The following is a 20,429-nucleotide window of genomic DNA, read 5'->3' on the forward strand; positions in this document are numbered from 1 at the left end:
CCTGCTGGCCGATCTTGACGTCGAGTTTCCCCTTGAGGAACGACTGCTGGTACCACAGTTCGAACAGGCGGGTGGAGCGGTCAGCCTCGAACCCGCTGATCGGGTTGAAATTGTTCAGGTGATCCTGCGAAATGGAACGTCCGCGCGTCTGTAGCGCGCTGACATTGAACAGGCCGCCCTTCAGCCCGAACAGTTTTTCGGTATCGATGGTCAGCGTGGGCATGGTCACGCCGTCATAGGCAGGGCCGGTGCCCGACCCCTGCCCATCGCCATTGGTGCTTGGCGTGCCACCGGTACCGTTGCCCCAGACTTCATCGACTTCCTGAATGTCGAAGCTGATGCCGTGTTTGTACAGCCACGGGCGTGCACCCCACATGTTGCCCAGCAGGTTGCCGCTGGTATCCAGCGCGTTATCCGTGCCTGTGTCTGTCGTTACCGTCTGCTGCGCATCGGCCTGCGCGCGTTCTGAATCGCGCACCGTGGCCGGGTCGATCTGCTGGATCAGCGGGGTGGAATTACCTAGGCGGACGCGGTCCTGCGCAATCTGTGTCTGGACCTGTGCATGGGCATAGGAACCGAACGTGCCAATCAGGCCACAGGACAGAAGGCCGGATGAAAGGAAAAGGGTTCGCATCCGGCCATATTGTGCCGGGCCGGAAAAAAGGACTTTCATGAAAAGACATCCCGTCAGGATGGGTCCGGCCATATGGGGCCGGAAAAGGGCGACCCGCCGAGCAGGCCACTGCTGGTACGGGGGGACGGAATGCTAGCTGGTCGTGTTCATGTCTCATGCCCATCTCCGGTCAGCCCGCCCGACGATATCGTTAAAGGACAGCGGCAGGTCTCCTGGCTTACGGGTCGCTGCATTTCATCTCCCTTCCCGGCCGGAGCCAGTGGTTGCCGCAGGGCGGCAGCAGATGAAACACTCTCCGTTTACAGTTGCGGGTACAGCTGCCGACTCCACCCCCGGATATGATATCCTGCCGGGGTTTACAGCATTCCCTTTCCAACCCGTTTGCACGGGACCGCTGACTTATGGCCCGGACTATAGCGTTTACAGTCCATTAGGCAAGATCAGGCCGGAGGCTGTCGGTCCAGCAGGTCCGCCACCTCATCCATGGTGGGCGCGGCCTGCGCGGCACCCGGACGGGTCGTGGCCAGTGCACCGCATGCGGCGGCGAAGCGCACTGCTTCCCCAATGGCCGCCCCGCGGGCCAGTGCACTGGCAAGTCCCGCATTGAAACAGTCCCCCGCCGCCACCGTATCAATCGCCCTGACGCGGAAAGGGGACACGAACCCCTGCGCATCGGGCGCGGAATATACGACACCCCGGTGCCCCAGCTTGATGATGGCCGTGCGCGTGCCACGGGCATGCAGGATCTGTGCCGCCTGCAGGGCGGTCGTCTCATCCGTGGGTTCGATGCCTGTCAGGTCGCGGGTTTCGCGTTCGTTGGGGGTGATGATGTCCGCCAGTGGGTACAGTTCGGCGGGCAGGCCACGCGCGGGGACCGGGGCGGGGTCCAGCATGACGGGTATGCCCCGTTCCCGTGCCGTGCGGGCCATGGCCAGCACCAGCGCGTGACACATTTCCATCTGCATCATCACCAGCGTTGCATGATCCAGGACGGGCGACAGAAGCGGGCAGGCCTCCGCCCCATGCGCCATGTTCGCCCCGCCATCCACAAGGATCTGGTTTTCCCCCGCATGGTTTATGGTGATGAAGGCCCGGCCGGTGTCGGCCGCGGGGTCTTCCATAAGGCAGTGCGTATCCACTCCGGCCTGTTGCAGCGTGGTGCGCGCCATGGTGGCCAGCATGTCCGTTCCGGTCCAGCCCGCCAGCGCCACGTCCTGTCCCAGCCGCGCTACCGCGATGGCCTGGTTGGCGCCCTTGCCCCCCAGTCCGGTGGTGGAGGCATGGACATGCAGCGTTTCGCCTGGCTGTGCGAAGCGTTCGACATGCGCGACAAAATCGATATTGGTGCTGCCGATGACGGCGATATGGGGGGACGATGCAGGCATGAAGGAAACCTTGGACGATGGGAAACACGGATAGGCCACCCTATCATCGCCCGTTACCGGTATACAGGCGGCCGGGACCGTTTTATTCGGGCACGACCCATTCCACTTCGGCCTGTGTTTCTCCATCACCCAGATAGCGGCACAGGGTGGTCAGGATGGCGCGCGCGGTCTGCTCGAACCGGAACGGCGGATTGGCGATCAGCAGTCCGCTACCATTCAGCCGCGTCGGGTCCAGCGGTGGCCGCAGGGTCAGTTCAAGGGCGAGCAGATTGCGCTGTCCCGCATCCTTCAGCGCGTTGTGGAAGGCATGTGTGGGCGCGCGATGCTTGATGGGATACCACGCGGCGATGATGCCATTACCAAATCGCTGGCGTGCTGTGATGATGGCTTTTGCAAGGGTATGGAACTCATCCGTCCGTTCAAAGGGCGGATCCATGAGTACAAGCCCCCGCTTTGCCTGCCGTGGGGGCAGCAGGGCGGTGACGGCCTCGTATCCGTTGCGACCATGTACGGAAACGGCGGGATTGTTGCGGAACAGGCGGCGCAGGCTGCGCTGGTCCTCGGGGTGCAGTTCACAGCAGGTCAGTGTATCGCCCGGTCGCAGCATGTCCGCCACAATGGCGGGGGAGCCGGGATAGAACGTCTGCCCGTCATGCGCCGCGATCGTGGCGCGCACGATATCCAGCCATTCCCCGATGCAGGCCGGTGCCTCAGGGTCGGGCGGGACGTCCAGCAGGCGGCCGATCCCCCCATGCCATTCTCCCGTTGCCTGTGCCTCGCGGCCCGACAGGTCATACATGCCGATCCCGGCATGCGTGTCGAGGACCGAAAACGCGGACGGCTTGCGACGCAGCGCATCGATCAGGGCCACCAGCACGACATGTTTCATGACATCGGCAAAATTGCCGGCGTGATAGCTGTGTCTGTAATTCAAGGTCTGCCGCCCCACGGATTGCATGCCCCACGAACGGGGTCCGCAGGACTGTTACTGGATCGTGGCGGCTTTTTCCATGCCGGCATGCGCCCCGTCCCGTATGGACGACAGGGGCGGGACGGCGAAAATCCTGGGTTATGGTACGTGTCAGGCGACCGGGACGGCTTCGGACCTGCGTTCCCTGATCCACGTGTCGAGGGATGCCGTCGTCATCGGACGCCCGAAATAATATCCCTGCACCACATCGCAATCGATATCCCGCAGCCCCGCGCATTGCGCGGCGTCTTCCACGCCTTCGGCAATGACGGTCATGCCCAGCGTGTGCCCGATGCGGATGATGGCGGTCACCACCTGCCGCACGTTGCCGGTGCTGCCAAAGCCGTTCATGAAGCTGCGGTCGATCTTCACCTCGCTTATGGGCAGGCTGGCCAGGTTGGACAGGCTGGAATACCCGGTGCCGAAATCATCCATCGACAGCCCGATGCCAAGGTTGCGGATGGCGGTCGCGGTGGTCACGGTCTGGTCGAAATTCTCGATCATGGCGGTTTCGGTCAGTTCCACGATCAGCCTTTCCGGCGGCACGCCGGTCTGGTGCAGGATGGTCGCCAGTTGCGATACCAGTTCGGGATCCTGGAACTGGATGGCGGACATGTTGACCGATACGGTGGGCACCGGGATGTCGCGTGCGATCCATTCCGCCATCTGCTCACATGCAACCCGTAGCGACCACGCGCCAAGGGCACGGATCTGCCCCGTTTCCTCCGCCACGGGAATGAACCGTCCCGGTGACACCATGCCCAGTACCGGGTCATCCCAGCGTGACAGGGCTTCCACGCCATGCAGTTCGCCCGTGCGCAGGTTGACCTGTGGCTGGTACACCAGCGTCAGGCGGCTGTCAGCAATGGCTTCACGCAGTGCGGAGGCCAGGATGACATGGTCATCCGCCTGCCGGTTCATGGATGGGTGGAAGAAGCGGTAGCAGCACCGCCCCGCCTTCTTGGCCTGCGCCAGCGCGGTATAGGCCTGACGCAGGCATTCCTCCGCATCCTGCCCCTCGCCGCTGAAGGTGCTTATGCCGATGCTGCCGGAAATGCTGACGGGAATGCCATCAACGGTGAACGGGTCCTCAAGGTTATGGATGATCCGTTCTGCCAGAAGGGTGACATCGGGTGCATTTTCTTCCGTCAATACTACGAATTCGTCGCCTTCCGTGCGCACCAGCACGTCGCGCCCCACCATTGCGTTGCGCAGGCGGGTGGCCAGTTCCAGCAGAAGCTGGTCGGCACGTCCCTGTCCCAGCGCCTGCACGATCTTGCGGAAGCGGTCGAGGTCGATGACCATGATGCTGAGCGGCGCTGCCGGTGGGCGGGCAGCCAGTTCCTGCAGGCGGCGGTTGAGCCACATGCGGTTGGGCAGGCAGGTCAGCCGGTCGGTATAGGACAGGCGGATGATTGAATCCCGGCTGCGCTGCTGTTCAATGGCCAGCATGGCCAGATGCACGCAGGCGCCGACAATGCGCCGGTGCCATGCCCCCGGCTGACCGGGTGCGCGGAAATACAGGGAAAAACTGCCTGCCACGTCCCCATTGCGCAGGATGACGGGAACCGCCCATTCCGCGGCAATCCCGTGCCGGGCCGCCACGGTGCGCAGGGCGGGCCAGCGGGTTTCCGTCGTGAAATCGGGCACCACCACTTCCTGCGCCGTGGCGATTGCGGTGCCACAGGCCCCGCCCGCCGTACTGGCTTCCAGCCCGTCGAACGCCTGCAGGACCGGCATGGGCAGGCCGCCATGTCCGCCGGTGCGCAGCACGCCGCCCGTGCCCAGCATGACGACCGCCATGCAGTCAGGGGCGATCAGTTCGATGCGGCGGCACATGAAATCCAGCAGTTCGCGCAGGGACAGCTGATCGGTCAGCGCCTCCACCACGTCGCGCTGCAGTTCGCGTAACTGCCGGTCATGGGTAATGTCGTGCAGGATGACGATAATGTCCGCAAGCCGACCGTCATCCCCATAATGCGGTGTGACCGCGCAACGCAGCCACAGGTCCCGCCCCTGCTGCCCGCGGGTATGGATATCCAGTTCAAAGCCCGTGCGCCGCGCCAGATGCTGGCGGAACTGCCGCAGGGTCGTGATATCGCTGTCGCCCCCCGAAAGCAGGGTGCCAAAGGGCGCATCGTGCAGGGCCGCGGGCTCCATCCCCATAAGGTCGGTTATGGCGCGGTTGGCGTGCGTAATGCGGTATTGCGGGTCCAGCACCAGAATGCCCCGGTCCGTTGCCTGCACGATCAGGGCGCTGATTTCAGCATTCTCGCGCGCCTGTTCCTCTTCCGTCAGGTCAAGCAACGCAACCAGTTCATACAGGGCGCCGTCCCAGCTTATGCTGTCACGGTACAGGCGTACGGGCACGCCCAGCCCATCCCTGCGGCGCAGGGTGGTGGTGCCGTCATCTGCCGTGGTCCTGTCCTGCGATGGGGACGGGTCCAGCGGGGTCGTGACATCGACGGTCTGGTCGGGGAAAAGCCGGCCAAGCCGCGTTTCAGCCAGATCCGTGGGGGTGTAGCCGGTCAGGTCGCAGGCGCGCGGGTTACCGTACACGACCCGACCCGATACATCCGCCATCATCACGGCCATGGGCAGTTTCTCCAGAAGGGGAGAGGAAATCTGTGTGATGTCCGGCATGATGGCGTCTTTCACAATATAAAGGGTAGTCGTCGCCCGACGGAACATAGTTGTCAGGGCATGTACGGTACCGCCTGTCAGGACGAATCTGTTAGTTTATCATTAATTATATTGCGGCAGCTTTGTGGCCTGTCCGGGTGTCATGACATGGAAATGCGACGTTTCGACTGTCAGGTCTGTTCTGCCTGGTCTCAGTATTCCGGTTTTTCGCCCTTGGCGGGAATGGAGGGCTGTGTGCCCGGTGTCAGGGCATAGGTCAGCAGTACGACGGTCTGTGTATCGCCGCTTTCCCCACGATGGATGTCATTGACGGATTCAGCGAACGCGTCGCCCTGATGAAAGGTTTCCGTCTTGCCGCTGTCCCGGTCGTGGATCGTCAGTTGTCCCTGCAGCACATAACCGGCATTGGGCACGGGGTGGGTATGCCATGGCAGGGCGGTGTGGGCGGGAATGGTCAGCCGGATCATCATCAGTTCCGGCTGGGTGGTGGGGTATTTTTCATATGCCATGCCATTCCATGAATGGGTGGCCTGCAGCAGAATGTCACGGTGCCCGGATGCGACCACCTGCGCATGGACGGAGGAGGCAGGGATGGAACCAAATGCAAGGCAGGCAGCCAGGGCGGGGACAGATCTGTGCATCTTCTCTCTTTCCGGTCGGTCATCGTTATTACAGGCCATAGCGCCTGATGGACCGATGCGGTTCCATGCCGGGGACCATGGGGGACTGCCCTCACATGATCTTGAGACGGAAAGGGAATTCGTTTTTATAAAGTAACGGACCGTGCCGCCCTGCCTGCACCGGACCAGCCATGCGGATGACATGACAGACACGAATGGCCCGCAGTCTCAGCCATCGTTGCTTTGGAGATGTGGGCCCCCAGGATTTTTGTCCCGGCTAACATGCGGATTCTCCCCTTACCCGCTCCCTACGGATTTCATACCCGCTATTTGCTGGTGCTGCCTGACACAAACAGGGAACAATAGGGACAGGAAAAACACAAAAAACGCCGGAAAACCAGCGTTTTGACACAGCATGTGATTATTTGGGAAAGGTAGTTGGTGGAGGGAGTTGGATTCGAACCAACGTAGGCGTACACCAGCGGATTTACAGTCCGCCCCCTTTAGCCACTCGGGCATCCCTCCGGGTTGGCGGGTAATTACGGGGAATGACGGGGGGTGTCAATAGGCCGCATGAAAAACTTCGCTCATTTCCGGTTTGGGGGAATGACGCAGGACACGGTTGGGCTTAAAGAACGGACATGAACATGCGCACTCCCCGTCGTCGCGGCGCGTCAGCCGCCCCCCATTCGGCCCCGTCCACCCGTCCCGCATCCGACCGGGGCGGTCGGGGGGGGCGTGGTGCTGCCTCGGCCCCGCGTGGCACATGCTGGCTGTACGGGCTGCACGCGGTGCAGGCCGCGCTGGAAAACCCGGCCCGCAAGCTGCGGCAGCTTCTGGTCACGGCCGAAGCGCAGGATACCCTTGCCGCCCGACTGGAAGGCGGGTTCCCCATTCAGGCGGTGCGCACCGAACGCGCACGGCTTGATATGCTGTGTGGGCCCGATGCGGTGCATCAGGGCATGGCGCTGCTGGCGGATGTGCTGACCCCGCCCGATCTGGATACCGTGCTGGAACGTCCGGGGCCGGTTCTGGTGCTCGATCAGGTAACGGACCCGCGCAATGTGGGGGCCATCCTGCGCTCGGCTGCGGCATTCGGCGCGGTGGCGGTCGTGATGCAGGATCGCAATGCCCCGGATGAGACGGGAACCCTGGCGCGTGCGGCATCCGGTGCGCTGGAAATCGTGCCACTGATCCGTGTGGTCAACCTGTCGCGCGTGCTGGATGCGCTCAAGACCCGTGGCCTGTGGGTGGTGGGGCTGGATGCAGGCGGCGGCATACTGGATGGCGCGTCCTTCAGCCAGCGTCGCGTGGCCCTGGTGCTGGGCGCGGAAGGGGCGGGCCTGCGCCGCCTGACGCGTGAGCATTGTGACGAGATCGCGGGCCTTGCCATGAGCAGCGATATGGAAAGCCTGAACGTGTCCAACGCGGCGGCCGTGGCATTATACGAAATGTACCGCCATCGCTGAGGGCTGTTTGAAAACAGCCTGTTAATCAATAGGTAAAGGTTTCTGGGTGCCGTCTTTATTCCAAAAGGGCGGTATTTGCCAAGGCTTTTCGAATGATTTCTAACGCGTTCTACCAGCCGGACGGATCATGAAAAACTATTTATGTTATAACATGTAGATTTATCCCGTTATTCTTGTCATTCGGGGCAAATGACACGACCGCGTGATACAGATCGCCCGCGTGGCGACAGTCCGACGGCCCGCTGCCTGCGTGGTTAGCGTCATGGGCGGCTGGCTGCGCCGTTTCCGGTGGCTGTATGCCCCGCGGGCGTCGGATTTCGGGTTTGCGCTCCGCACCACCATCGCAGCCCTTCTGGCGCTTGTCATTGCCCTGTGGATGGAAATGGACGATCCGCAATGGGCGGCCATGACCACATGGATCGTGGCCCAGAATTCGCGCGGGCAGAGCATGTCCAAGGCGCGGTGGCGACTGCTGGGCACGGTCTGCGGCGCGGTGGCGGGCGTGACCCTGATTGCGGCCATGCCCCAGTCATCATGGCTGTTTTTTCCGGTGCTGGCGGTCTGGGTGGGAATATGCTGCGGGCTTGCGACCTTCCTGCGCAATTTCCATTCCTATGCGCTGGTGCTCATGGCGTTTACCAGCGGCCTGATTGCCCTGAACGCAGCTGATGATCCGCGCGATGTATTTGCCATCGCCATGTCCCGCTCCACCTACATCTTTCTGGGTATTCTGTGCGAAAGCGGGCTGGCGTCGGTTTTCGCGCCCAACCTAACCGATGTCGCGCATACGGAGATCACGCGCCGGGTCGCGGCAACCGTGGGGCAGGCGGCGCAGGCCCTGACGGGCATGATGGCGGGCCGTGACGCGGGGTTCCTGCGGTCGCGCACGCTGCTGGGGTCCGTGTTTTCCATTTCGGACCAGATCGAGTTCAGTGAAGTGGAAATGCAGCACCGCACCCATGCCGGTGACCATGCGCGCGCAGCCCTGGCGGCGGTGGCGGTGGTGATGTCGCGCGGGTTGGGGCTGGCCGCGCGCATACGCGAGGCAGGCGCCGTGCCCCCGGCCTTTACCAATTCACTGGCCATGGCAAAGGCGCTGTTTGCCGACATGCAGGCACAGATGGACGGTCCCGACCCCGTTGCCGCCGTGCCCGGCCTGCGCGCGCGCATCCGCATGCTGGGCGCGGAATGCCGGCAGCAACTGGTCAATGACATTATTGCCGTCAGCGGGCCGGTGCCCATGGATGCCGCTGGGTCCCAGACTCATCTGGACGGGTATATTCTCAATGCCTCACTTGGCGTGCTGCTGGTCCGGCTGGATGCGGCGCTGGCCCATCTGGCCGCGACACAGGTGGCCCCGGCGCATGACCATTTCCATTTTTCCACCCCGCCATGGCGGGACCGGACAGATGCCTGGCATAATGGCGTCCGCTCCGCAGGCGCCGTCCTTATGGGTGGGCTGGTGTGGGAGGTGACGGGCTGGCCCGATGGGGCGACCTTCGCCATGTTCGTCGTGGTGACATGCAGCCGGTTTGCCGCCAATGAAAACCCGGTGCAGGACAGCCTTGGCTTCCTGCGCGGGGCAGTCTGGGCGGTGGTGGTGGCGGCATTCCTGACCTTTGTCGTGCTGCCGCGGCAGGCGGTGTGGGAAACGCTGGTCGCATCGCTGTTCGTGCCCATGATGGTGGGCGGCCTTGCGCTGCGTGACGCCCGCACGGTGGGGACGGCTGCGCCTTATAACAATTTCCTGCCGTTCATGGTCTATCCCGGCAACCAGTCGCGGCTGGATGAACTGACCTTTTTTAATACCAACAGCGCGGTCGTGCTGGGGATATGGTGCAGCGTGCTGGTGTTCCGGCTGGTGCTGCCATTTGATCAGGATGCGGAACGCTGGCGCATGCGCCGCCAGATGGTGGGCGACCTGCGGCGTATCGCGCGCGCCGCCACCATTCCTGATACCGGGGTATGGGTGAACACGCTGACCGCCCGGTTCGCGCGTCTGGTCCGGCATTCCACCACCATGTCCGATGCCCAGACCAATGCCTATCTGGATGGGGTGCTGGCGGCCATGACCGTTGGGCTGAACCTGATCCGGCTGCGGCGCATGCTGGACCGTGGCAGCCTGCCGCCTGATGCGCGGCAGGCCGTGGAACGGACGGTTGCGGGGTTCGCCGCATGGCGGGGCCAGCCGCCAGCCGCCCTGGCCCACAGGGCGGCAGACGCGCTGGCCTGCGTGCGGGCACGGGTGGCGGGGGAGGGGAACCTGTCGCGGCGCCTCGATCTGGGGTGGAGTGTCGCCTATCTGGAAATACTGGTGCGCGAGCTTGTGGCGCATGCCCGGTTTTTTGATATTACCCACCGTTTCCATGTCCCGCCCGATTCTCGATCCATCAGGCCGGGTATCCCTGCCGCAACCCCAAGGAACCAACCATGACCATCACACGCCTGCAACCTGAAGACCGGCTGACCGGTGCCGTCGTGCATGGAAATACGGTCTATCTGGCCGGACAGGTAGCCGATGACCCGGACCTTGATGCCGAAGGCCAGACGGCGGATATCCTGCGCCAGATCGACGCCCTGCTGGCGGAAGCGGGAACCAGCAGCGCACGCCTGCTGTCGGTGCAGATTTTCCTGAGCGACATGAACGACATGGCCGCGATGAACCGTGCGTGGGACGCCTGGCTGGACCCGGCCGCCAAACCCGCCCGCGCCACGGTTGAAGCCCGTCTGGCCGATCCGCGCTGGAAGGTCGAAATCACCGGAATTGCAGCCCTGCCCTGATCGACAGGCGGCCCCGAAGGCCGGTTTCCATGCAACCGTGAGGTGGGCGGGCTGTTCAGATTCGTGAATGCGGTCCCATGGAGCCGCCCATGACACGGAGCACCCCGCCATGCCAGATGACACCAGCCATTCATCATCCCGCCGCCAGATTCTGACAGGCGTTGCGGCAGCCGGTCTTGTTACCGCAGCCGCCGCTGGCCGGTCCCATGCCGCGGAAATGGCAGCCCCCACGCCTGCGTTGGTGGACCCGGAAAACGCCTATCCCCGGCCGCCATTTCCCCAGCAGTCCCAGCCATGGCCCGGCCTTGCGGGCAGGATGACGCCCCGGCCCGACCATGGGGAAACCAGCTATCGCGGGTCTGGCAGACTGGCGGGGCGCAAGGCGCTGATTACGGGTGGAGATTCGGGCATTGGCCGGGCTGCCGCCATCGCCTATGCGCGTGAAGGGGCGGATGTGGCGATTGCCTACCTGCCACAGGAAGAACCGGACGCGCGTGAAGTCATTGCCCTGATCCGCGAAGCCGGACGCAAGGCCGTGGCCCTGCCCGGTGACCTGCGGGACCGCAAATACTGCGACAGCGTGGTGCAACGCGCGCATCAGGAACTGGGCGGACTGGATATCCTGGTCAGCAATGCCGGTCGCCAGCGCCACCAGGACAGTATCCTCGATATCAGCGACGAACAGTTCGATGAAACCTTCCGCACCAATATCTACGCGCTGTTTTATCTGAGCAAAGCGGCCATCCCGCTCATGCCACGCGGGGGCGCGATCATCGCCACGGCGTCGGTCAACGCGTTCAGCCCGTCCGAAATCCTGCTGGATTATTCCGCGACCAAGGGGGCGATCGTCGCCTTCGTCAAGTCACTGGCCAAGCAGATGGTCCACCGTGGCATCCGCGTCAATGCCGTCGCCCCCGGCCCGTTCTGGACCGCGCTGCAGGTCAGTGGTGGCCAGACGGAGGAAAACATCCACAATTTTGGTGGCGAGACCCCGATGGGCCGCGCGGGGCAGCCTGCGGAACTGGCACCCGTCTATGTCCTGCTGGCGTCGTCGGAGGCCAGTTACATTACCGGGCAGGTCTATGGTGCGGCCGGTGGAACGGGCGTGGGCTAGGATCGCGCAATGTCCTTGCGGTGCGGCTGTGGCAATGGCACATGGCATGGATGCGTATTGTCATGTCCTGCCTGCTGATGCTGCTGGGGGTCGCGGCGTGTTATTATGCCTTTGGCATGATTACGGATGCCGGGCGTTTCATATCCGATTCCCATCCCTGGTGACCACTGTCCTCCCGTCGCCTGACCGGAGCGTGCGGCTGGCCATTATGGAACATGGACCGGTCATGATTCGTGTTGCGTACCGTTATGGATCATGCACCCGATCGTGTATTTCCGACGTTGTACATGACTTCAACACTGACACATTTCCCGCAGGCCCGACCTGTGGTGGAGGTTGCCATGATCCGTTTTCCCGCCCTGACCGCCCTTGTCGCCGCCAGTATCGTGGTAGCCTCGCCCGCCCTTGCGGCCACCGTGCGGCTGGATGGTCACTTCACCCCTGAACATGGCACGACCAGCCAGCCCGATGGCACCGTTCAGGCCACGCTGAACACGCGTACGAACCTTGTGAAATATACCCTGACATGGACCGGGCTGAGCGGGCCGGTGGTGGCCGCCCATTTCCACGGCCCCGCGCCAGCAGGGGAGGAAGCGGGCGTGCTGGTACCCATTCCCGGCCCCTACAAATCCGGCCAGCACGGGTCCGTCCTGCTGTCATCCGAACAGGCGGAGGCCCTTCAGAACGGTCAGGTCTATGTCAACCTGCACACCGCCGCCCAGCCCAATGGCGAGGCCCGCGCCCAGCTTGCGCCGGTCCGTCCCGGCGAAACGAAATAAACGGCAAGTCATTGGGATCGTGTCCATGATATAGTTTGCATGGCTGCTATTTGTGCTGCACAGTGCAGTGGATGACATGGAAATCATGTCGGTCATGTAAGGACGCGGGGTGACTGTGCCCGCCAGAAGTCATGGAGTCCGCTTTTGCGCCTAGTATCTCTGGCCGCTGTCGCGGCGGCTGTGTCCCTGTCCGGTATCGCCCCTGTCACCTGCGCCCATGCGGCGGATGCACTGGGGCAGAATACGGCAACGATCGCCTTTACCCTGTCGGCGGCCGATCTGGGGGCGGGGATGTCGTGGGGGAAAGGTGTCCTGACGTTCGAGGGACATGACTACCCCTTCCGCATCCGCGGTGGTTCGGGGGCGGCCATCGGCTTTTCCAGAACCCGTGCCACTGGCACCGTCTATAACCTGTACCGCGTCGCGGATATCGAGGGGACATACTGGTCCGTTCAGGGCGAGGCGACGGTCGGCGCGGGCAAAGGGGGCGCCGTTATGGAAAATAACAACGGCATCCATATCAAGTTCTCGTCGCGCAGCACGGGCGCACGGCTTGCATTTTCGGTCGAACGCCTGACCATAAGCCTGACCCCGGAAGAAAAGGCCGGCCTTGCAACCGCGAGTGCCACCCCTGCTTCCCATGAATAGGCAGCCTGCCCCCTGATCGTGCATGGTAGGCTCCATTACCTGAACGGATGGAGCCACCAGCATGACAGAAGATACCCATACATTTGGTGATGGCCGACTTGCGGCCAGCGTGCGTGCCCATGGCGCGGAACTGTGCGCCCTGCGCGCGAACGGCCGCGACCTGTTATGGGCCGGGGGGGAGCCGTGGCGGCGCCAGTCCCCGGTGCTTTTTCCCATCGTGGGGCGTCTGGTGGATGACGCGGCATGGGTTGACGGGCAGGCCTACCGCATGACCCAGCACGGCTTTGCCCGTGACTGCACATTCCGCTGGCTGGAACGTGATGAGACCGGCTGCCGCCTTGAACTGTCCGATACGGAGGCGACGCGCAGGATCTATCCTTTCGCTTTCAGCCTTGTCATTGACTACCGCATTGAACAGGGCAGGCTGCGGGTTGGCTACTGCGTGACCAATCCCGATGCGACGCGTGTCCTGCCCGCCTCACTGGGCGCGCATCCCGCCTTTGCCTGGCCGCTGTCGCCTGATGTGCCCAAGGACCGGCATATCATTGAATTCGACCAGCCCGAACCCGAAGACGTGCGCCGCCTGAAGGGCGGGCTGCTGCTGCCCGATTCCTTCCCCACACCGGTGCGCGGGCGCGTACTGCATCTGGATGAATCCCTGTTTGCGGCGGATGCGCTGATTCTGGACCAGCCGGCCAGCACGGGGCTGACCTATCGCATTCCGGACGGCCCGGGTCTGCGCCTGACATGGGAAGGTTTCCCGCAACTGGGAATCTGGATGAAGCCCGGTGGTGATTTCCTGTGTATTGAACCGTGGCATGGCATGGCCAGTCCGGTTGGATTCAAGGGCGATTTTTCCACGCGTCCGGGTGTATTTCACCTGCAGCCGGGGCAGGAATGGCGCGCTTCCTGGCAAGTGGGCTGCATCTGATCCATGTCCCTTCCGGCAGGTGTCTTTTCCATGCAACACCTGCCGGAATAAGCTTTGCGAAAAAAGCATGGATCGCCCCGGAAATCTGCGAAAATATCGTATTTCCAACCCCCCGGTTGCGTCGTAGCGTGCGCGCAGGAGCAGCATGCGGCAGTCTCGCCCGCTAGGCTCACGGGAAACGCCTTGATGCGTAGTTTTTCTCCTGTCCCCGCCGTGGGATTTTCCCCTTCTTCCAATCCCCTCCCGATCCGCACACTGCGCCAGCGCGTTGTGGGCTGGGTTGGCGCGGCCTACCGCAAACAGGGGATGATGCTGCTGGCGACGCTGCCCAGTATCGCCGTGCCGTCAGGCTGCCATGCGGGGATGGAGGGATCGCCCTCCCTGCTGGCGCTGCGGGGCTGGGACCGGTCCTGAACAGACCAGTCAGCCGCGGGCGGGCTGATCCTGTATCATGATGTATGGCGGCGCATTCCGGTGTGCCGCCATATTCATTGGACGCGACATAAGGGGGGCGTAAAATACATCTGACAGGCAGCCGGGAGAGCGGAAGGATATGGGTAGACAGATGCCACGACGCGCGGCATGGCTGGTGATTGCAGCGCTGGCGCAGATGGGAACAGCCCATGCAGCCACGACCGCGTTCAACAAGTTGCCTGATTACGAGAAATTCGGGATTACGATCACCAGCGCCTATCATGTGCGCCGGTGCGGGGTAACGGTTACGGTCGACCAGTCCCGTTTTGCCGACAGCGCCAGCGCGCTGGAAAATGAAGGCATACTTGATAACGTCACACCCGCCGTTATCAGCAGGCGCCCGGCCTACTATATTGGTCAGGCCATGCATGAAATCGTGCCGACCATCATCTACCACACCTTCCTGCGGTATACGGACGCGGTGAACTGTCACTTCGTATTTCATACGAAAGGGGGCGAGGACGAAGCACTGTATGGCGAGGTGGAGAATTCCTCCCCCGCTTTCCTAAGCTTTGTCGTGAACAGCCATACCCATACGCAGGTGGACTGGTACAAGGCCAGTTTTGATGAAATCCGGGAAGTCGCCTCGAAATTCGAGGAAGATCCGGCCTATGCCGCTCCCCTGACGTCGGAAGAGGGTGCGCCCGCGCAACCCACGCCCGCAGATCCCGACGGTATCCAGGACGTGACAGACCGCCTGCAATGAACGAAAGAAGGGGCATGATGTCCATGCCCGAATTCTCCCATGCCTTTCGGGAGCAGTTGCAAGACCTGTTCCGCTGGCGGCGTGACGTGCGCCATTTCAACCGTGATCCGGTGCCTGAACCCGTTCTGGACGATCTGCTGCGTACCGCGTGCCTTGCCCCATCGGTAGGGCTGAGCGAACCATGGCGTTTCGTGCGCGTGGACGACCCGGGGCGTCGGGCGGCGGTGCGGGAGGACTTTGCCAGCTGCAATGCCCGTGCGCTGGCTGACCATATGGGGGCGGATGCCCTGAATTATGCCCGGCTGAAGCTGGCGGGGCTGGATGACGCGCCGCATCATCTGGCGGTCCTGTCCCATCCCGACCCCACGCAGGGGCGTGGTCTGGGACGTGGGACGATGCCACAGACCACCACGTGGTCCACTGTCATGGCCATTCATACGTTCTGGCTGGCGGCCACGGCGGTGGGTGTCGGGGTGGGGTGGGTTTCCATTATCGATCCCGAACGGATCAAGACCGTGCTGGACGTGGATCCCGCGCTGGAACTGGTGGCCTATCTGTGCGTGGGATACCCGGCCCAGCCTGCCAGCACGCCGGAACTGGAACGTCGCGGCTGGGAACGTCGCGCGCCCGAACGGCGGGAATGGATCCAGCGCTAGGACGGCATATGCATTGTGATGAAAGTAATAAAAGTTTTTTGTGAAGCTGTTCTCAGAAAGCTTCAGGAAACGTCGCCTTTTTGAGAAAAGGGGCATCCAAAAACTTTTATTTTTATCAGTGACTTATTTTTGGAGGGTCCCTGTAACACTGTGTATTGTCATGCGGTGCCGCCGTGTACGGGTGTCGGTCATGACGCGGGATTGCGGTGCCGGACAGACGAATGCAGGGGGCCGATCCGGGGACATGACGGGATAGGAAAAAAAAGGGACCTATATACCTATCTAGCCAACGAAATGTCAGCCTTGGGCCCCTGTCCTAGAGATTTTCATCCAAAAGTAATTCGATTTGCGTACCTATTCTTCGGGAAAGCACGATCCAGCATCGTCTTGAACTGTCCCCATGTTGCAGATGCTCTCATAAGTCCAATGACGGCATGCAGATGCTGTGCCAGCGCCGGGTGCCCAATATCCTCAGTAAGATACTGGTGATGCTTTCGTGCTCTTCCTCCTTCATCCTGCCTTGGATTGCGGCTGCGGAGTTCATCAAGAATTCCCGGCGCTAAGCGTTCATAAACAATATCATTGGTGTAGGTGCCGACAACGCCGGGGCGCGCGACAGACATGGCACTCCAACTCCATCCACGAAGTCGGAAAATCTCGCGATAAAAGGCGTCTGGGAAACGTTTTGCCCAAGCGGCAAATTCCTTCTGAAGATACTTGTCCAAGATCGCTTGCAGCGCATCATGATCGCGAGTCGCCTGATAACCGGTTGCCTCATCGACAAGTCCGATAATCCCGAGTTCGGCAAGCCCCCGCATGACGATCTCGGCGGCTTGGGCCCTGTCAGATTGCTGAGGATTCAGCTTCCTGTCCTGCCTAGCCTGAAGCCAAATATTGCAAATTTCCGGCAATGCCTCTGCCGCATAGCCGATGACTTCGCTGTCGCCAGATATGTAACTGATAGGCTTAAGGGGCCCATCCACCAACTCTTTGGAAATGTAAGGAAAAAGGCTTCTAGAGGCCAAAAATACTGGCAAATGGGCCCCTTCGCTTGCTGCCTCGGTCTTGAGGCGTTTCGCCGATCCGCTGCGACCGCCCAAAACATTAGCAATACCGTTCTCGGAAAGAACGCGCCTGCCATCCTTCAAAACCGCACATGGTATCTCTACTGCGCCGATCCGCAGTATACCCCTATGTGTCGCCTCGTTGTTCCGCATGTCGTTGCGTTGGTCGTCAGGGAGGATTTTAACTTCCGGCTTATGGGCGATTTTAGGAGTTATTGCTTTCGCGACTTCATCGAAATCCGCATCGATCGGCTCAATGATCTTCTTGTCTTCAGACATGGATCAGGTCCTTATAGGTGAGGCGCTTACCGATCATTCGTCCGATGGTCTGGTCGATAAAACCCATTGTTCCAGCTTGCGCAGTATTGTGACGGAAAGAGAACTCATTAACGTAACGGTGCAGGTGCTTCGCGCTCATGTAGTGATAGATGCCGACATAGCCTCGCTTAAGCATTGACCAGAAGCTTTCGATACCGTTGGTATGAGCCATATCGCGCACATACTCGCCAACCGAGTGATTGATGCGAATGTGCGTGAAACCGGCAGCTTCAAGACCAACATATCCGCCGTGCGTGTCGGTGATTACCGTAGCGCCGGGATTGGCATGCGCTTGCACGAAAGCGCCGAGTGTACGGGCCTTGGTATCCGCGACCACTACGGCATGAACTTTGCCAGTCTTCGAGCGGATACCAGCAACTGCCGTCTTTCCCACTGAACCGCGACCAGCACGAAGCTTCTTATCAGCGTGCTTGTTCTTCTCGCGGCCACCGACATATGTTTCATCGACTTGGACATGATCTCCTATCCCGCCATTTTGACCGGACAACCAAGTTTCACGGATGCGCTGCGCGAGAAACCAAGCCGATTTCTGGGTGATTCCGAGTTCACGCGCCATCTGGGTGGACGGGATTCCCTTTCGTGCGGTGGTCATCATGTATATTGCCATAAGCCATTTGTACAACGGTAGGCGCGACTCAGCTAGAACGGTGCCTGTGCGGACGCTGAAGTGATGACGGCAGTCCCGACAACGGTATGGCATTGGCTTATGGTTCTTGACCTCTGCAACGGACAGGCCTCCACAATGTGGGCAAGAGATTTCGCCAGCCCAGCGGTTGTTCTCAAAATACTTACGAGCCGCTTCCTCATTAGGAAACCGCTGGAAGAACTGGTAGAGACTAACAGTTTCTGGCTTGTTGCTCATATAACCTATCTAGCCAATGAATTCTGGACAGTCAACGGAAATCTGGCTAGTTAAGTATATAGGCCCCAAAAAAAATGGGTGGCAGATATTCGCTAAAGCCGGTTTTGCTACTGCTCTGTTTCACCCATTGTGCCTGCCGGGTTTCGGGCCAGTCAGATTCAGGTGATGCGCTTTTGCCCGCATGCTGGCGTTCCGTGCCCGGCGGTCTGGTTCTGTCGGCGCCGGTGTGCGGGATGCAGGATTCATGCCCGTTACCCGGCGATGGAGGACTGAACGCTGCTGCATCATTTTGAATATCTGTTCCAGCATTACGGATATGGGGTGATTACCTTTATTGTGATGCTGGAAAGCATGGGGCTGCCGCTTCCGGCTGAAACACTGATTATTTCAGCATCCATCTACTGTGCCGCCACCCACAAGCTGGATATCCAGTGGGTGGCGCTTGCCGCGGTGACGGGGGCGGTTATCGGAGATAATATCGGCTACCTGATCGGGCGGAAAGTCGGCCTGCCGCTGTTGCAGAAATACGGATCACGCATCAAGCTGACGCCCGACAGGCTGCTGCTGGGGCGTTTCCTGTTCCGCCATCATGGCAGTGGTATCGTGTTTTTCGGGCGGTTCATCGCTCTTCTGCGCGTATTCGTGGCCCTGCTGGCCGGTGCCAACCATATGCCATGGCCCCGCTTCATGCTGTTCAATGCGTTGGGCGGTCTGTGCTGGGCGGGTGGCTATGCCACGGGTGCGTATTACTTGGGACGCAAGGTAACCCAGGTTTCCGGTCCCGCCAGTATCGCGATGGGGCTGGCGGTGGCGGTCGGGCTGGTGCTCAGTGCCGTTTTCCTGCGCCGCAATGAAGAACGCCTGACCCAGCAGGCCCTGCGTGAAGCCCGTGCGGATGCCGCGGCACAGGGGGTAGAAACCCCGTCCTGATCCCCTGGGTGCGCAACAGGGTACAGACAGGGTTTATTGCAATGTGGGGCGGGTGGTGGTCTTGACTGGCGTCGGCAGTGGCATCCGGGGACCGGGCAGGCGTTCGCGCAGCATGGCATGTTCTTCTGGCGGCAGCAGGTCCGCCAGCGTCGTTGCGTCCAGCACATTCATAAACGCACCCAGCGCCGTGGACAGTACCCCGCGCAGGCGGCACATGTCCGACAGGATGCAGCAGCTGTTGTTTTCGGCATCGGTTGGTTCGCAATTGACAAGGCGCATGTCATCCTCGGTCTGACGTACGACATCACCGATCCGTATGTCCCCGGGCGCATGGGCCAGCAGCAGCCCACCACCCCGACCACGCCGCGCGTCAATCAGCCCGAGGCGCGACAGCCGGTGAATGACTTTGACCAGGTGATTTTCGGAAATGTCGTACGCGCTTGCGATTTCATGAATGGAGACACGTCTGTCCGCATGGATTCCCATGTATAGCAACGTGCGTAGGGCGTAATCAGTGTGCAGGGTCAGGCGCATGAGGCTATCTAACATGGGGGCAATCAGCAGAAACAGGCCCCTATAATTTGCATTTAACATGCAGTTTATCTATTGAAATACGCTCCAGCCCTTGTTTTGCGTTAGCAGAAGGCAAATAAAGGCGACGTAAACAGTCCTATAATATCACGCAAATGTGATTGTAATCGGGCGCAAGCGCCTTGCTCTCGCCCCAAAGTGCCGGGTGCGGGTCCGCTCAGGCGCCGGTTGTGCCTGCTGCGCCCCCAGGCGCCATGTCCGTGCCGTCTCAACGGCTGTGGGCAGTCCCGTTAGTGGGTGCCCGATTCTGTCATTGCGCCAGACGACGCGGCGGGTGGCTCCATCATCCGGTCCATCATGGCCAGCATCAGGCCTGACACGACAAACGCCAGGTGGATGCCCACGCTCCATGCCAGTGTCCGGCTGGAAATCTCGTTCACCCGGATGAAATCCGCCAGGACATGGATCGCGGACATGGCCACGATCGAGGCCATAAGCTTGATCTTGATGTCCCCGAACGTGACATGGCCGATCCAGTCGGGAAAATCCCGGTGATTGCGCACATCAAGTTTGGAGACGAAGTTTTCATACCCCGCGAACATGACGATCAGCAGCAGGTTCGCCAGCAGCACCAGGTCGATCATGTCGAGGATGCCGACAAACACATCATCGAATTCCAGCGTGTAGCTATGCCTGACCAGCGTCCACACGGTCTGGAAGAACTTGACCAGTATCACCAGCAACCCGGCCGTCAGCCCGAGATATAATGGCGCGCACAACCACCTCGCCCGGAAAAACAGCCGCTCCAGACCGCTTTCCAGCCATGGTGTCCCCTCAGCCGGGACAGGAGACGACGCCTGCGGCGTGTGATCGTGCATGCGGCTTATATAATC

21 protein-coding genes, 1 tRNA gene and 1 riboswitch are annotated in these 20,429 nt (G+C 61.3%); of the genes, 12 read left to right on the top strand and 10 right to left on the bottom strand.

The window, feature by feature from the left end:
• From CFR80_RS09675 to CFR80_RS09700, 6 genes are all read right to left on the bottom strand, one after another.
• Positions 1 to 634 (bottom strand): carbohydrate porin (locus tag CFR80_RS09675; RefSeq protein ID WP_181418191.1); only part of this gene is annotated, 634 nt, incomplete at its 3' end.
• 185 nt (positions 635 to 819) lie between these two features.
• A riboswitch (cobalamin riboswitch) is annotated at positions 820 to 1,045 on the bottom strand.
• Positions 1,046 to 1,074: 29 nt separating this feature from the next.
• Complete coding sequence (locus CFR80_RS09680) at positions 1,075 to 2,019, bottom strand: ribokinase (protein WP_029329583.1); 945 nt, start codon at positions 2,017 to 2,019, stop codon at positions 1,075 to 1,077.
• Between the two features lie 82 nt (positions 2,020 to 2,101).
• Entirely contained in the window at positions 2,102 to 2,953 is an 852-nt protein-coding gene (locus CFR80_RS09685; protein ID WP_042658922.1) for a 23S rRNA (adenine(2030)-N(6))-methyltransferase RlmJ, read from the bottom strand.
• A gap of 147 nt (positions 2,954 to 3,100) precedes the next feature.
• Positions 3,101 to 5,632 (bottom strand): EAL domain-containing protein, encoded by a 2,532-nt coding sequence (locus CFR80_RS09690; protein ID WP_181418190.1) that lies wholly within the window; start codon positions 5,630 to 5,632, stop codon positions 3,101 to 3,103.
• A 191-nt stretch (positions 5,633 to 5,823) separates the two neighbouring features.
• Positions 5,824 to 6,273 (bottom strand): cupin domain-containing protein, encoded by a 450-nt coding sequence (locus CFR80_RS09695; RefSeq protein ID WP_110507289.1) that lies wholly within the window; start codon positions 6,271 to 6,273, stop codon positions 5,824 to 5,826.
• A 418-nt stretch (positions 6,274 to 6,691) separates the two neighbouring features.
• A tRNA-Tyr gene (locus tag CFR80_RS09700) sits at positions 6,692 to 6,777 on the bottom strand.
• A 116-nt stretch (positions 6,778 to 6,893) separates the two neighbouring features.
• Here CFR80_RS09700 and rlmB point away from each other — a divergent pair.
• The 11 genes from rlmB (at position 6,894) to bluB (ending at position 15,810) form a co-directional block, all read left to right on the top strand.
• On the top strand, positions 6,894 to 7,721 hold the full coding sequence (gene rlmB, locus CFR80_RS09705; protein WP_010515233.1) for a 23S rRNA (guanosine(2251)-2'-O)-methyltransferase RlmB: 828 nt from the start codon (positions 6,894 to 6,896) through the stop codon (positions 7,719 to 7,721).
• Between the two features lie 202 nt (positions 7,722 to 7,923).
• On the top strand, positions 7,924 to 10,155 hold the full coding sequence (locus CFR80_RS09710; RefSeq protein ID WP_258367761.1) for an FUSC family protein: 2,232 nt from the start codon (positions 7,924 to 7,926) through the stop codon (positions 10,153 to 10,155).
• Positions 10,152 to 10,502, top strand: coding sequence for a RidA family protein (locus CFR80_RS09715; protein WP_010515235.1), 351 nt, complete (start codon positions 10,152 to 10,154; stop codon positions 10,500 to 10,502). Before CFR80_RS09710 ends, CFR80_RS09715 begins: the two co-directional genes overlap by 4 nt.
• 109 nt (positions 10,503 to 10,611) lie before the next feature.
• Positions 10,612 to 11,616, top strand: coding sequence for an SDR family oxidoreductase (locus CFR80_RS09720; RefSeq protein WP_010515236.1), 1,005 nt, complete (start codon positions 10,612 to 10,614; stop codon positions 11,614 to 11,616).
• A 41-nt stretch (positions 11,617 to 11,657) separates the two neighbouring features.
• Entirely contained in the window at positions 11,658 to 11,780 is a 123-nt protein-coding gene (locus CFR80_RS19810; RefSeq protein WP_010515237.1) for a hypothetical protein, read from the top strand.
• A gap of 177 nt (positions 11,781 to 11,957) precedes the next feature.
• The gene (locus CFR80_RS09725) at positions 11,958 to 12,395 is read left to right on the top strand and encodes a CHRD domain-containing protein (RefSeq protein WP_010515238.1); all 438 of its coding nucleotides are present in this window, start codon (positions 11,958 to 11,960) and stop codon (positions 12,393 to 12,395) included.
• A 144-nt stretch (positions 12,396 to 12,539) separates the two neighbouring features.
• Complete coding sequence (locus CFR80_RS09730) at positions 12,540 to 13,043, top strand: hypothetical protein (protein WP_232275780.1); 504 nt, start codon at positions 12,540 to 12,542, stop codon at positions 13,041 to 13,043.
• A gap of 61 nt (positions 13,044 to 13,104) precedes the next feature.
• Entirely contained in the window at positions 13,105 to 13,974 is an 870-nt protein-coding gene (locus CFR80_RS09735) for an aldose 1-epimerase family protein (protein ID WP_010515240.1), read from the top strand.
• A gap of 186 nt (positions 13,975 to 14,160) precedes the next feature.
• Positions 14,161 to 14,388 carry a hypothetical protein gene (locus CFR80_RS09740; protein ID WP_010515241.1) on the top strand — a complete coding sequence of 76 codons (228 nt, stop codon included), beginning with the start codon at positions 14,161 to 14,163 and terminating at the stop codon, positions 14,386 to 14,388.
• A gap of 151 nt (positions 14,389 to 14,539) precedes the next feature.
• Positions 14,540 to 15,154: a hypothetical protein gene (locus tag CFR80_RS09745; protein WP_010515243.1), complete on the top strand. Its 615-nt coding sequence runs from the start codon at positions 14,540 to 14,542 to the stop codon at positions 15,152 to 15,154.
• Between the two features lie 14 nt (positions 15,155 to 15,168).
• Complete coding sequence (gene bluB, locus CFR80_RS09750) at positions 15,169 to 15,810, top strand: 5,6-dimethylbenzimidazole synthase (protein WP_010515244.1); 642 nt, start codon at positions 15,169 to 15,171, stop codon at positions 15,808 to 15,810.
• A 326-nt stretch (positions 15,811 to 16,136) separates the two neighbouring features.
• On the opposite strand, the gene CFR80_RS09755 is transcribed toward bluB, so the two are convergent.
• Together CFR80_RS09755 and CFR80_RS09760 are read right to left on the bottom strand one after the other, a co-directional pair.
• Entirely contained in the window at positions 16,137 to 17,153 is a 1,017-nt protein-coding gene (locus CFR80_RS09755; RefSeq protein WP_010515245.1) for a P63C domain-containing protein, read from the bottom strand.
• Entirely contained in the window at positions 17,146 to 18,075 is a 930-nt protein-coding gene (locus CFR80_RS09760) for an IS1595 family transposase (protein ID WP_042658919.1), read from the bottom strand. Before CFR80_RS09760 ends, CFR80_RS09755 begins: the two co-directional genes overlap by 8 nt.
• A gap of 339 nt (positions 18,076 to 18,414) precedes the next feature.
• On the opposite strand from CFR80_RS09760, the gene CFR80_RS09770 reads away from it, so the two are divergent.
• The gene (locus CFR80_RS09770) at positions 18,415 to 19,005 is read left to right on the top strand and encodes a DedA family protein (protein WP_232275796.1); all 591 of its coding nucleotides are present in this window, start codon (positions 18,415 to 18,417) and stop codon (positions 19,003 to 19,005) included.
• Positions 19,006 to 19,038: 33 nt separating this feature from the next.
• Here the strand turns inward: CFR80_RS09770 and CFR80_RS09775 are convergent, their stop codons facing one another.
• Both CFR80_RS09775 and CFR80_RS09780 read right to left on the bottom strand, forming a co-directional pair.
• Complete coding sequence (locus CFR80_RS09775) at positions 19,039 to 19,539, bottom strand: RrF2 family transcriptional regulator (protein WP_048855872.1); 501 nt, start codon at positions 19,537 to 19,539, stop codon at positions 19,039 to 19,041.
• Positions 19,540 to 19,826: 287 nt separating this feature from the next.
• Positions 19,827 to 20,414 (bottom strand): TIGR00645 family protein, encoded by a 588-nt coding sequence (locus tag CFR80_RS09780; protein WP_029329588.1) that lies wholly within the window; start codon positions 20,412 to 20,414, stop codon positions 19,827 to 19,829.
• Between the last annotated feature and the right edge of the window lie 15 nt (positions 20,415 to 20,429).

This window comes from Komagataeibacter oboediens (genome assembly GCF_003207815.1).
Taxonomy (GTDB): Bacteria; Pseudomonadota; Alphaproteobacteria; order Acetobacterales; family Acetobacteraceae; genus Komagataeibacter; species Komagataeibacter oboediens.

Excerpts from the sequence above, each read along its gene's own strand:
- CFR80_RS09725 (WP_010515238.1), top strand. The coding sequence starts at position 11,958 with ATGATCCGTTTTCCCGCCCTGACCGCCCTTGTCGCCGCCAGTATCGTG.
- CFR80_RS09740 (WP_010515241.1), top strand. The coding sequence starts at position 14,161 with ATGCGTAGTTTTTCTCCTGTCCCCGCCGTGGGATTTTCCCCTTCTTCC.
- CFR80_RS09745 (WP_010515243.1), top strand. The coding sequence starts at position 14,540 with ATGCCACGACGCGCGGCATGGCTGGTGATTGCAGCGCTGGCGCAGATG.
- CFR80_RS09775 (WP_048855872.1), bottom strand. The coding sequence starts at position 19,539 with ATGCGCCTGACCCTGCACACTGATTACGCCCTACGCACGTTGCTATAC.
- CFR80_RS09680 (WP_029329583.1), bottom strand. The coding sequence starts at position 2,019 with ATGCCTGCATCGTCCCCCCATATCGCCGTCATCGGCAGCACCAATATC.
- CFR80_RS09715 (WP_010515235.1), top strand. The coding sequence starts at position 10,152 with ATGACCATCACACGCCTGCAACCTGAAGACCGGCTGACCGGTGCCGTC.
- CFR80_RS09720 (WP_010515236.1), top strand. The coding sequence starts at position 10,612 with ATGCCAGATGACACCAGCCATTCATCATCCCGCCGCCAGATTCTGACA.
- CFR80_RS09780 (WP_029329588.1), bottom strand. The coding sequence starts at position 20,414 with ATGCACGATCACACGCCGCAGGCGTCGTCTCCTGTCCCGGCTGAGGGG.
- bluB (WP_010515244.1), top strand. The coding sequence starts at position 15,169 with ATGATGTCCATGCCCGAATTCTCCCATGCCTTTCGGGAGCAGTTGCAA.
- CFR80_RS09755 (WP_010515245.1), bottom strand. The coding sequence starts at position 17,153 with ATGTCTGAAGACAAGAAGATCATTGAGCCGATCGATGCGGATTTCGAT.
- CFR80_RS09760 (WP_042658919.1), bottom strand. The coding sequence starts at position 18,075 with ATGAGCAACAAGCCAGAAACTGTTAGTCTCTACCAGTTCTTCCAGCGG.
- CFR80_RS09770 (WP_232275796.1), top strand. The coding sequence starts at position 18,415 with ATGCTGGAAAGCATGGGGCTGCCGCTTCCGGCTGAAACACTGATTATT.
- CFR80_RS09695 (WP_110507289.1), bottom strand. The coding sequence starts at position 6,273 with ATGCACAGATCTGTCCCCGCCCTGGCTGCCTGCCTTGCATTTGGTTCC.
- CFR80_RS19810 (WP_010515237.1), top strand. The coding sequence starts at position 11,658 with ATGGCATGGATGCGTATTGTCATGTCCTGCCTGCTGATGCTGCTGGGG.
- CFR80_RS09690 (WP_181418190.1), bottom strand. The coding sequence starts at position 5,632 with ATGCCGGACATCACACAGATTTCCTCTCCCCTTCTGGAGAAACTGCCC.
- rlmB (WP_010515233.1), top strand. The coding sequence starts at position 6,894 with ATGAACATGCGCACTCCCCGTCGTCGCGGCGCGTCAGCCGCCCCCCAT.
- CFR80_RS09735 (WP_010515240.1), top strand. The coding sequence starts at position 13,105 with ATGACAGAAGATACCCATACATTTGGTGATGGCCGACTTGCGGCCAGC.